Consider the following 11,621-nt stretch of genomic DNA (forward strand, 5'->3'; position numbering starts at 1 on the left):
GTCCGCACTCCTGGCGTTGCAGCGTGCGACCCACGCCACCCTGCAGCTGATCGCCGCCGAACTCGTCGACCTCGACCTGACGGGCTCCGAGATCAACGCGCTGGCCAACCTCGCCGACGGCCAGGGGCGCACCGTCTCCCAGCTCGGAGCCGCCGTCGGCACCCGCCCGACGACGCTGACCAGCGTGCTGGACCGGCTGGAACGCCGCGGCCACATCACCCGCGGGACGCGGGCCGGCGACCGCCGCTCGGTGCTCATCGAACTCACCGATTCCGGGCGGGCGACGGCCGCCGTCATCACCCGGACCCTGGCCGGCATCGAGAACCGCGCGCTGGACGGTTTGCCCGCGGAAGCGCTCGCCGGCTTCCACGCCGTCCTGGACGCGCTGGTCGAGGAGGGGCCGTGATTCCACAGGACCAGGGCCCGCACACCGCTCACGGCGGCCACGAGGAGTCGTCGCCGTTCGCCGAGCTGATGGAGGAGGTGATGGCGACCGCCGAGCGGTTCGGGCACCGCCAGCACGTCCACCTGACCTGGCTGGCCGTCCGGCGCCACGGCACCGCCGCCGCGGTCGGCCTGGTGAGCGACGGCATCCAGCGCACCGCGCGCTACGCGGGCGCTCCGCAGAAGTACCACGTCACCGTCAGCCGGGCCTGGGTGGAACTGGTGGGCCACCACGCCGGGGAGTCGGACGCCGCCGACTTCGCCGAATTCGCCGACCGGAACCCCGCGTTGCTCGACAAGAGGCTGCTCGCCCGGTTCTACCGGTCCTCGACCCTGGCCAGTGACCGCGCCAGGACCGGCTGGGTCGAGCCGGACCTCGATCCGTTCCCCTGGCAGCAGGCCGGCGGCTGAGGCTCGCGGCCGCAGCACGCCGGTCCTGCCCGGGGCCCCTCCGGCGTTCGCCAGTGGCGCCTCTGACGTCAACTGCCGTCAGAGGGAGAACGTCACGAGATTGAGCTTCCCGGAGTCCTGGGCCGCGGCATCGGTGATCTGAAGGCGCCACAGGCCGGCCCGACGTTCGGAGGACAGGTCCACGGCGTAGCTCTCGTCGATGTTGTCGGCGCTGCCGCCCAGCCGGTAGCGCAAGGGGTAGACACGGCCGGACGTGCCGATGAGGTTGATGATCAGGTCGCCCACATACGTGTGCGTGATGTCGACATGGACGAAGGAGCTGGCGGACGCGAAGCCGGCGGCGCTGTTGGGCGCGTCGCGGTAGACGGTGGACAGGTCGGGGATGGCCAGGACGCGGTGGTCGGTCATCGTGGTCCAGGACTCGTACGCCACGACGGTGAGGGTGAAGGTCGTGGTGGTGCTCTCCGGCAGGCTGTCGGTCGCCGTCGCCGTGACCGTGTAGGTGCCCGCCTGGGTGGGGATCCCGGTGATCGTCCCGGCCGCCGGGTCGAGGGAGAGTCCGGGCGGCAGGCCCTGCGCCGACCACGTCACCGCACCCACCGCTCCGGTGGCGGTGAGGGCGATCTGACGGGCGCCGTCGAGCGGGACGTTGAGGTCGCGGCTGACCGGTGCGACCGGGCGTACGGAGAACAGCGGGAACGGGCACGGCATCAGGAGCTGGGCGTTGCGGTTCTGCGCGGGGTTGTCGCCGGGAGCCGTCTCGCCGTCGCGGCGCAGATCGATGCCGCGGGAGACCTCCTGCGGGTCGTTGGTGGCCAGTTCACGGCCCAGGGACGCGAGACCGGCGGGCGTGCTGATGTCTCCGCCGAAGCTCAGCGGGGCGTCGGCGTCGACCATGGTGGTGTAGAGGGAGAGCACGCCGTCGCCCTCGGCGACCTCGATGAGCCGGCTCTGGACCGGCCAGTCGATGTGCGAGGCGGTGTTCACCTCCCAGAAGCCGTTGCGGTTGCCGGTGTCGTCGAACTCCACGACGTGGGGCCACAGGTTGTTGGCGTGGGTGTGGCCGTTGACCATCATGATCACGTTGGGGAAGCGCAGCAGGAGGTCGCGTACGGCGGGGCCCTGCCGTCCCGGGCTGTCCTTGGTCATGGTGGCGAGCGTGTGGTGGCAGAACAGCACGATCAGCTTGTCCTGGACGCCGGGGTTGGCGACGAAGGTGCCGCTGGTCAGGTCGGGCCGGTAGCGGGAGCTGTTCGCCTTCAACTGCGCTTCCAGCCAGGCGAACTGGGTGTCGTCGATGATGCCGTCGGCGCCGAAGCTCGTCTCGTCCACGGTGTCCAGGCAGAGGAACTGGAACAGGTCGTCCGGGCCCGACGGGATCGCGTAGTAGCCGTTGCCGCCGCTGGTGCCGAAACCGTGGCCGGCCGGTCCCGGGAGGGCGGCGGTGGTGAAGTGCTCCTGGATGAACTCGCTCTTGCTCAGCAACCGCCGGTTCGCGTCCGCCCTCACGGTGTGGCTCTCGATGGAGAAGTCCCCGGTGAACACCGACTCCAGCACGTCCTCCAGGGCCGACAGCGTGCTGCCGAGCTGATCGGGCAGGCCGGTCACGCGCGCGATCTTGGACGAGCCGACGGCGATGTGGTTCAGCAGGTCCTCGGAGAAGAAGTCCACCATCCCGAGGTCCGCGTTGCCCTGCACGAGCAGGTCGTGGTTCCCGATGGCCGCGTACCAGGGCATGCCCAGGCCGTTGGCGGAGAACGCCTTGCGCGAGGCGCCGAGCAGGCCGGGCACGGTCGGGAAGTTCGCGTACTTGGGTCCCTGGAACTGGGGTTGGTCCTCGCAGATCCAGTACCGGGCGTCGGGCCCGCGGACCCCGCCGGACACGCTCTGGTCGCCGCCGCCGATGATGCCGGAGTCCGGCTGCACCGTGCCGCCGTCGAGCAGGTCGATGTACCAACGGGTCTCGTTGTACTGGGCGTTGTCGACGGCGTCGCCCGTCACCAGTGTGAGCTTCAGGGGCAGACCGGTCACCGGGCCGCTGCCGACGCGCTGCACCGCCCGGCACATCGAGTCCGCGAGCTGGGCCGAGAGCATCTCGTGCGGGCGGTAGGCGGAGTCGGTGCCCCAGCTGGCGAAGTGCGGGGCGCCGGCGTCGTCGTACTCGTCCAGGTACTCGACCCGCGCCGGTGACTTCTGGTCCATGATCTGCATGTCGGAGATCTGCGCGAAGGCGATCAGCGAGCGGGTCATCTGCGGCGGCGTGCCGCTCGGGAAGAGGCGGCGGACCAGGTGCGGTTCGCCGGGGCCGGTGGTGATGCCGAAGTATCCGTTGCCGAGGTCGGTGCGCACCAGGGTGCGGTCCAAGGTGGTCACCGCCGGCCCCGCCTGAGGGGTGGCGGCCGCGGCGGTGGCCGCCTTTCCGCAGGCGCGGCCGAGGGGGTCGAGAGCCGTGACGAGCACCCCGAGGGTGCCCGCCGCCAGAAGACTTCGCCGGGACAGGTTCACTTCGACTCCAATCGCGGCGCGGTAGCGCGCGGGAAGGCAGAGGGGATGCCAGTCCGAACCGGCGTGAAGGTGGGACGCGGCGGCGTGGCATGGAGAGGATGGGGCACCCCGGACGTCCTGCGCAAGAGGTGGCTGAGCCACTCAGCCTCTGCGGATCTTTCGGCCATCGCGGGTTCGCCTTGCGGCCATATGTGCCGAATGTGGAACGCCGGTGTCACGGTGACGGAACGTCCGTGGAACACCGGGAGGTCGGGCCCCGGCCAGTGCCGACGAGGGGATCGCGGAGCGATCCTGACAGGCCGTCACTCGGGCCAGTAGGAGCACCGGATCCCGGTGTGCACGGCCTGCCGCAGGTGTGCCCCGATCGCGGAGTCGGCCGCCGCGATCCGGTCCATGGCCCGGCGGACCGCCTTGCTCACGGCCACCCGGGAGCGTTCCTCGCCCTCGGGGAAGGTGCGGACACGTCCGCTCAGGCCGGTGGCGCCCGCCAACTGGCCCACCAGCCAGTCGTGTTCGGCCCGCGCGACGGCAGCCCGGTCGGGGTCGCCGCCCGCGGTGAGCTCGTCCAGCTCCGTACGCAGCCGGGCCAGGCGGTACCGGTACTGCTGCGCCGCCACCCGGTCGAGCACCGGCTGTCCGGACAGGGCGGGCCGTTCAGCGGCCTCGTTGAGCGCGGCCAGCCCCGCCACGAGGTCGACGGCCCGGATCTCCTGGCGCGGATTGCCGATCAGCACCACCAGGTGGAGCATCCCCACGCTGTGCTCCACCAGCACGCTGCGATCACCCAGCCCGATCCGCCACTTGCGGCCGAGCCGGGTGCAGACCGCCGTGGGCGGTCGGCGCTCGTCCCCGCTCGGCCCGTCGCCGCCGAGCTCGTCCCCGCGGGATCCGTCCCCGACGAGCCTGCCCGCGCCCCGCATGCCCCCGCCCTGCCCGTCCGCACGGGCGAGTCCGCCGCCTCCGCCGAGTCCGTCGCCCCCCGGCAGGGGCGCCGTGGCCTCTCCCGCGAGCACGTCCGTCTCGGCCCGGACGGCGTCGGCCTCCTCCGGCCGCCCGGCCCGTTCCAGCGCCAGCGCGAGCCGGTCGCGGGATGCCGCGGCCGCGGGCCAGTGCGCCAAGGCCAGGTTCTGCCGGAGCGCGTCCCGCAGATGGGTCACGGCCCGGTCGACGTCTCCCGTGGTCAACGCGGCGACACCCAGGGCATGGTGGGCCGAGCCGAAGCAGGCGACGGCGAGACTGCCCACCATGGGCAGATGCCCGTACGGGCTCAGCAGCTCGTAGACCCGCGCCGCCGTGGCGGTGTCGTCGAGGAGGTAGGCGGCCTCCGCGACACCGTGCATCGTCACCATCCAGCTGCTCGACCGGGGCAGGTCGCCGAGGTCGCCGCCGCACAGGGTGGCCAGCGCGCCGACCGCCCTGCGCCGGTCCCCGGCCGTCGCCGCGGCGACCGCGAGCGCCGCCAGGGCGTGATCGTCCACGGCGCTCAGCGTGGGGGAGTTGACCAGATCGCCGAGCAGCGGTACCAGCTCCGCCACCCGGCCCTGGTACCAGCGGACGGTCACGAGCTGCGCGGCCTGCCACACCGTCGCGTTGACGTCGCCGGCGGCGATCCCGCGCTCGGCGCAGGTGCGGGCCAGCTCCTCGGCCTCGTCGAGGCGGCCCGCACGGACGGCGAGCATGACGCTCATCGCGCTCGCCACGAAGCCCACCGCGAGGTGGTCCCGTTCGGTCAGCAGCTCACGCAGTTCGGCCAGGCAGCGTTCCGCGTGCGGATCGCCGTCGAGGAACATGTCGACGGTCTGCCACAGCAGGCCCATCAGCAGATCGCTGCGGCGGGAGGTGCGGAAGCTCTCCGCGACGAGGTCGGCGGCCAGCTTCCGGCGGAGCGCGCCGTGTTCGGGGCCGACCAGGCAGTGATGGGTGAGGCTCAGCGCCTCCGCGCGCGCCAGCGGAGCGCGCCGCGCCGTGGCCTCCTCGAGCAGCGCCAGCACGGCCGTATGGTCGCTGCGGCGGTAGTCGCCCTCCCCGGCCAGCCGGATCCGCAGCCGCAGGGCCAGCGACGACTCGGGCTCCAGCACGTCCAGCGCCTGGCGTATCCGCGACTCCAGGAGCACCGAGGCCGTGACCGTGCGGTGCTCGTGCACCCACAGGCCGCCGAAGCCCAGCGCGGCCACCGCCATCGCCCCCGCGTCGCCGGCCGACTCGGCGATCCGGAAGGCCCGGTCGAACCGGTCCCGGCCCGACCGCAGATCACCGTCCTCGACGACGGCACGGGTCCCCTCGTCGAGCAGCGTCCGGAGTTCCGGCAGCCGGTTCATGTCAGGCCTCACGTCCGGCTCGACGTCCGGCCGCGCGTCCGGCCCGGGGGGACCCGGCACGTTCCGCGCCGGCGCTTCGGCATCGTTCACGGCGGCACTTCTCTCCTGGGTGCACTCGACAGCGCCAGGGGGAGCCGGCCGGACCGCCGTGTCGGTCGTGATCGGTGGCCTTGCCACAGGCGGAGGACGCCGAACAAGGTAGCGCAGCGCCCCTCGGCGGGGGAACCGCCGCATGCCGCACACCAGGTGCGCGGGCGCGATGGCACGCCACGGCACCCGACGGCACGCCACGTCCCGCGACGGCACGCATCGGAACGCCCACCTGGCAGCGGCACATCCTGTCGCCCATTCCTTTCGAAGGGGACTCAGCCGTGGGCTTTTTCGGGCATCGGCGCTCCGCACTCGGCGGCGCCGTGGCGCTCGCGCTCTGGCTCGCGCTCGGTGGCGGTCCGGGGGCGACCACCGCGTCCGCCGCGGCACCGGCGTTCTCCATCACCTCCGACAACCAGCAGGACCTCTTCGTCCAGGCGATCGCCACTCCGGACGCCGTGGTGCACATCGCCGGGAACGTGGACCTCGACCTGACCGGCCGGGAGTCCCTGCCGGTCGCCCCCGGGGTCCGGATCCTGGGCGACCGGACGCTGCGTCCGCAGGGACCACGGCTGTTCACGACCTCCTTCCCGTCCCTCCTCCTCAGCGTCGGGAACGACGGCGCCGGCACGCACAGCGACGACGTGCGGATCAGCGGCATCCGGCTGCAGGGCGCGGAGAGCGACGATCCCTTCTCGGCGGTCGGCACCAGCGACTCCGACGGCATCCGGGTGGACTCCAGCGTGAACGTGGAGATCGACCACAGCGAGATCGACCACTGGCGCGGAGCCGCGGTGAGCATCGTCGACGGCCAGAACCGGATCGGCCTGCAGAACGCCCGGACCGTGTGGGTGCACGACGACTACATCCACCACAACCAGCACCCCACCGGCACCATCTGCTGCGGTCACGGCGCCGGTTACGGCGTGGAGACGAGCCACGGCGCCTACGCCCTGGTCGAGCGGAACGTGTTCGACGACAACCGGCACGCGATCACCGGCGACGGTTCGGCCGGCGACGGCTACCTGGCGTACCGCAACCTGATCTGGGGCGGCGGCGGGGACAACTCCTACGTCTGGCACACCCACGAGATCGACATGCACGGCAGCGACTCGTCGTGCAGCTACGAGTGCGGCTCGGCGGGCGAGTACATGGACGTGGAGTACAACACCGTCTGGTACACCAACGGCACAGGCGTCAAACTCCGCGGCACCCCCAGCATCGGCATGACGGTGTCGCACAACGTCTTCCAGCACGAGGACCTCTGGGTGGGGTCGATCCTGCCCCTCCACGCGGCGCTGGACCAGACCGAGACCGGGCTGCACCAGTCCGCCAACACCCTGGACTCGTACACCGGCGACCAGCGCAAGTACTGCGACTTCGACGGCGACGGCACCGACGACGCGTTCATCGCCACCGGCATCACCTGGTGGTACCAGTCCAGCGCGCTCGGCGGCCGCTGGGTGTACCTCGACCAGTCGACGACGAGGCTCGCGGACGTCTCGCTCGGCGACGTCGACAACGACGGCCTGTGCGACGTGGGTTATCCCGGCGGGGTGTTCGTCAACCCGGGCCAGGGCGTCTCGTCGACCACCGCGACCGCGACGGTCTCCAGCGGCGACTTCGACGGCGACGGCCGCACCGACCTGGCGCTCAGCGCCTCGGACACCTGGCAGGGCCTGCCCGTCGCCTCCTCCCACGGTGACGGAACCTTCTCCACGGACCAGGCCGCGTCCGGCGACTTCCCCCGCCTCGCGGCCACCCCCGGAGCCCGGACCTTCACCGGGGACTTCGACGGCGACGGCCGCACCGACCTCGCCGCGTTGGGCGCGCAGGGCTGGAGCACCCTGCCGGTGGCGTTCTCGAACGGCGACGGGACGTTCCGGGACACGCGTTCCGGCGTCGGCGACTTCGCCGCGTGGGCGTCCCTGCCCGGTGTGAAGGCGCAGGTGGGCGACTTCGACGGCGACGGCCGGTCGGACATCGCGCTGGTCGGCGGAAGGGGCTGGGGTTCGGTGCCCGTGGCGTTCTCCAACGGGGACGGCACGTTCCGGGTCGCCAACGCGTCCGTGGACAGCTTCGCCGGGTGGGCGCAGGTGCCGGGGGCGCAGGTGGTGAGCGGTGACTTCGACCACGACGGCCGGACCGACCTCGCGCTGGTAGGGGGCGGCGGCTGGGGTTCGGTGCCGGTGGCGTTCTCGAACGGCGACGGCACGTTCCGCATCGCCAACGCGTCGTCGGTCGACTTCGCCGGCTGGGCGGCCGTCCCCGGAGCGAGGATCGAGGTGGGCGACGTGAACGGGGACGGCCGCACGGACATCGCCCTCGTCCCGGGGCCCGACACCCCCTGGTGGTACACCCTCCCGGTCGCGTTCTCCAACGGGGACGGCACGTTCCGCGTCACGAACGCGCCCTCGGCCGATTTCGCCGGGTGGGCGCAGGTGCCGGGGGCGCAGGTGGTGAGCGGTGACTTCGACCACGACGGCCGGACCGACCTCGCGCTGGTGGGGGGCGGCGGCTGGGGTTCGGTGCCGGTGGCGTTCTCGAACGGCGACGGCACGTTCCGCGTCACCAACGCGTCGTCGGTCGACTTCGCCGGCTGGGCGGCCGTCCCCGGAGTGAAGGCACGGGTGGGCGACTTCGACGGGGACGGACGGACGGACATCGCCCTCGTCCGGGGCCCCGACACTCCGTGGTGGTACACCCTGCCGGTGGCCTTCTCCAGCGGGGACGGCACCTTCCGTATCACCAACGCCGCCGCCGACCGGTTCGACCGGTGGGCATCGGCCCCCGCGCACACCCCCGACCCGTCGAGTCCGGACGCGCAGGCCACGAGCGGGACATGACGGGCACCCCGGTGTTCCGCCCGCGGCACCGCCCGACGGCCCTTTGAGCGCGACGGCTCCACGACCCGGTTCCACGCACGTTCCGCTTCCAGGAGGGTTCCTGTGTCACTGCCACGCGTCCGCACCACGCTGACCGCCCTGACCATGACGTTCGCGGCGTGCGCCGGCGTGCTGTCCGCCGGCGCGCCCGCCGCCGCGGCCCGGCCCGCCGGTACGGCGAGCCGCTCGGTCCTGGCACCGTTCCGGGAGCCGGACTTCGCCGCCACCTGCGCGTGGCACACCTTCGGCGAGGGGGAACAGCCGCCGCTGTGGCTGATGTTCGTGAACCCGCTCTGCGTGGAGTACAGCAAGCGCGACATCACCTTCGACGACGGCGGCGCCCTGACGTTCCTGCTCGCCGAGCCGTCCCGGTTCGCCATCGCGCTCCCGACCTGCCGGTACTACCAGAAGGACCACTGGAGCGTGCAGACCACGTCCGGCGCGACGCCCCTGGTGGCCTGGGACGGCCAGTACTGGTGGGACAAGTCCGGCGGCCACGCCGGCGCCCGCCTGGCGAACTTCCGGATCGACGGGCGGACCGTCGGCATCGGTGACGCCGCCCTCGCCCTCCGGGACAGCGGCTTTCCGCACGTCGCCGACGCCCTCGACGCCTACGGCCAGGCGCCCGGCGAGACCGGGGGCACCGTGGACCTGCCGTTCGACCTGACCTGCGCGCTCGCCGGGTGACCCCGATGACCTCACGGGACATGCGGCGACGCGACGTCGTCACAGCGCTGACCGCGACGCTGACGGCGCTGGCCGCCGGGCAGGTGATCCGTCCCGGAGCGGCCGACGCGCTCGGCTCCACGGGCGGCCGGGCGGAAGCCGCCGGCGAGAGCTGGACCACGCAGACCCTCGAAGCCTTCGCCGACACCCTCATCCCCGGGCAGCGCCGGTACCCGGGCGACCTGGCCGTGGCGGGCGCCGTCACCGGGCCGGGAGCGGTCCAGGCGGGGGTGGTCGACGTCCTCACGTCCCCTGACCTGCCGCTGGCGCCCCTGCTGCCGGAGATCGCCGCCCTGCTCGACGCCCGGGCCGTCGCCTACGCACTGGACCACCTCGTCCTGCTGCCGGTGACGTCCCCGCCCTTCGTCGGCCTGTCGTTCGCCCAGCGCACCGATCTGGTCGCCGGACTGTTCCGGCCCGGGACGCCCGACCGCCCCGTGTGGCAGATCCTCGGCCTCGTCACCGGCCTGGCCTTCGACACCGCCGCCACGCTCGACACCGCGCAGGCGGTGGCAGCCGCCCATCCGGGCCTCGCCTGGCTGCACTTCCCCCCGCCGGACGCGGACGGACTGTGGCGCTTCCCGCAGTTCTCCTACGGACGCGCCCTGGCGGACACCCACCCCGCAACCACGGCGTCCGGGAGCCCGGCATGAGCGAGGAGACCACCGACGTCCTCGTCATCGGCAGCGGCTTCGGCGGCGCCATCCCCGCCTACCACCTCGCGGCCGGCGGCGCCCGGGTCACCGTCCTGGAACGCGGGCCCCGCCTGGCGGCCGAGGACTTCGCCCACTCGATGCGCCTGGGCACCTACAACCGCATCGTCGACGTCATCCAGGGCGACGGCATCTCCGTCGTGGCGGGCAACTGCGTCGGCGGCGGCAGCGTCGTCTACTTCGCCGCCTCGCTCCGCGCGCCCGCCTTCGCCTTCGAACGGTCCGGCAGTCTCGGCAGGCGGATCTGGCCGGCCGCGCTCACCCGGGCCGCGCTCGACCCCTGGTACGAACGGGTCGAGGAGGCGCTGCCCGTGGCCAGGACCGGCTGGCAGGACGTCTCCTACGCCGGCGGGGTCCTGGCCGCGGCCTGCCGGCGCTCCGGCCACACCTGCAACCCCGTGCCGGTCGCGGTGGACACCGGTCGCTGCACCAACTGCAACTGGATGCTGTCCGGTTGCCGTTTCGACGCCAAGCGCTCGATGCTGCTGAACTACCTTCCCGGGGCCGAGGCCCACGGTGCCGTGATCCGCCCCCTGCACGAAGTGCAACTCCTCGGCCCCAGCACGGAATCCGGCTACCGGTACGCCGCCGCCTACACCGTGCTGGACCCGGGCGACTACAGCTGCACGGCCGAAGTCGGCGTCATCCACGCCAAAGTGGTGGTCCTCGCCGCGGGAGCCGTCGGCAGTCCGGTGATCCTCCAGCGGTCCGCGCTGCCCCTCGGCGGCATACCGCCGGCCGTCGGACGCTACTTCTCCGGCAACGGAGACCGCGTGAGCGTCGCCGACGTCGACGAGACCAAGGTGCGGACGCTGCTCGGCCTGTCCCGGCCCGACGGTGCCGCATACGAGGGTCTGCCGATCGGCCGCCCGATCACCGCCGCCACGTACGACTACCTGGACCCGGCGGCCCCCGAGTACAGCCGCTTCATGCTCCAGCAGATCTACTTCCCGCCGTTGACCAATCTGCTGGCCCGCACCGCCTCGGCACCCGACTGGTTCGGTGTGGCGAAACGCTCTCTGCGCGGCAGGTGGCCGTCCTGGCTGACGTTGCTGGCCATGACGGAGGACGACAACGAAGGGACCTTCGGCCCGCCGCCCCTCACCGGCGGTTTCCTCCGCCTCGCCCCCGGACTGGGCAGGGGCACCATGGCCTACCACCCCACCGCCCGCACGCGCGGCGGATGGAACACCGCGGACGACGCGCTGCGCGCCATCCTGGAGAAGGACGGACTGGCCCAGGTCCGCCCCTGGTCCGAGGACGTGGCGGGGACCGTCACGGCCCACCCCATCGGCTCAGTGCGCATCGGCGACGACCCGGCCGGCAGCGCGCTGAGCGACACGCACGAACTCCGGGGCCACACCGGCCTGTTCGTCACCGACGGCTCGGCGGTCCCGGCGTCCCTCACCGTCAACCCGTCGCTGACCATCGCGGCCCTCGCGGAACGCGCCGTCCCCGCGATCGTGTTCCGCGCCAGGGAAGCGGCGGTCGACGTCACCTACGGTGCGCCGCTGCCGCGCCCGTAGCGA

General features: G+C 72.7%; 8 protein-coding genes. 6 read left to right on the forward strand and 2 right to left on the reverse strand.

Annotation, left to right across the window (positions count from 1 at the left end; all coding sequences use genetic code 11):
- Positions 1 to 16 precede the first annotated feature (16 nt).
- Together BMW99_RS25685 and BMW99_RS25690 are read left to right on the forward strand one after the other, a co-directional pair.
- A complete protein-coding gene (locus tag BMW99_RS25685) occupies positions 17 to 406 on the forward strand; it encodes a MarR family winged helix-turn-helix transcriptional regulator (RefSeq protein WP_218108410.1) in 390 nt (129 codons plus the stop codon).
- Complete coding sequence (locus tag BMW99_RS25690) at positions 403 to 855, forward strand: hypothetical protein (protein WP_218108411.1); 453 nt, start codon at positions 403 to 405, stop codon at positions 853 to 855. The genes BMW99_RS25685 and BMW99_RS25690 overlap by 4 nt, the downstream gene beginning before the upstream one ends.
- Before the next feature lie 78 nt (positions 856 to 933).
- Here BMW99_RS25690 and BMW99_RS25695 read toward each other — a convergent pair whose 3' ends face one another.
- Together BMW99_RS25695 and BMW99_RS25700 are read right to left on the reverse strand one after the other, a co-directional pair.
- Positions 934 to 3,360, reverse strand: coding sequence for a TIGR03767 family metallophosphoesterase (locus BMW99_RS25695; RefSeq protein ID WP_069463421.1), 2,427 nt, complete (start codon positions 3,358 to 3,360; stop codon positions 934 to 936).
- A gap of 302 nt (positions 3,361 to 3,662) precedes the next feature.
- Complete coding sequence (locus tag BMW99_RS25700) at positions 3,663 to 5,678, reverse strand: hypothetical protein (RefSeq protein ID WP_075017617.1); 2,016 nt, start codon at positions 5,676 to 5,678, stop codon at positions 3,663 to 3,665.
- Between the two features lie 371 nt (positions 5,679 to 6,049).
- Between BMW99_RS25700 and BMW99_RS25705 the strand changes: the two genes are divergently transcribed.
- From BMW99_RS25705 to BMW99_RS25720, 4 genes are all read left to right on the forward strand, one after another.
- Positions 6,050 to 8,614 carry an FG-GAP-like repeat-containing protein gene (locus BMW99_RS25705; RefSeq protein ID WP_069465224.1) on the forward strand — a complete coding sequence of 855 codons (2,565 nt, stop codon included), beginning with the start codon at positions 6,050 to 6,052 and terminating at the stop codon, positions 8,612 to 8,614.
- A 102-nt stretch (positions 8,615 to 8,716) separates the two neighbouring features.
- Positions 8,717 to 9,340 carry a hypothetical protein gene (locus tag BMW99_RS25710; RefSeq protein WP_069465225.1) on the forward strand — a complete coding sequence of 208 codons (624 nt, stop codon included), beginning with the start codon at positions 8,717 to 8,719 and terminating at the stop codon, positions 9,338 to 9,340.
- A 5-nt stretch (positions 9,341 to 9,345) separates the two neighbouring features.
- Positions 9,346 to 10,032 (forward strand): DUF5987 family protein, encoded by a 687-nt coding sequence (locus BMW99_RS25715; RefSeq protein WP_245791622.1) that lies wholly within the window; start codon positions 9,346 to 9,348, stop codon positions 10,030 to 10,032.
- The gene (locus tag BMW99_RS25720) at positions 10,029 to 11,618 is read left to right on the forward strand and encodes a GMC family oxidoreductase N-terminal domain-containing protein (RefSeq protein WP_069465226.1); all 1,590 of its coding nucleotides are present in this window, start codon (positions 10,029 to 10,031) and stop codon (positions 11,616 to 11,618) included. The genes BMW99_RS25715 and BMW99_RS25720 overlap by 4 nt, the downstream gene beginning before the upstream one ends.
- Positions 11,619 to 11,621 lie beyond the last annotated feature (3 nt).

It is taken from the genome of Actinacidiphila rubida (assembly GCF_900110255.1).
In the GTDB taxonomy this organism is placed as follows: domain Bacteria; phylum Actinomycetota; class Actinomycetes; order Streptomycetales; family Streptomycetaceae; genus Actinacidiphila; species Actinacidiphila rubida.

Excerpts from the sequence above, each read along its gene's own strand:
- BMW99_RS25700 (WP_075017617.1), bottom strand. The coding sequence starts at position 5,678 with ATGAACCGGCTGCCGGAACTCCGGACGCTGCTCGACGAGGGGACCCGT.
- BMW99_RS25715 (WP_245791622.1), top strand. The coding sequence starts at position 9,346 with ATGACCTCACGGGACATGCGGCGACGCGACGTCGTCACAGCGCTGACC.
- BMW99_RS25720 (WP_069465226.1), top strand. The coding sequence starts at position 10,029 with ATGAGCGAGGAGACCACCGACGTCCTCGTCATCGGCAGCGGCTTCGGC.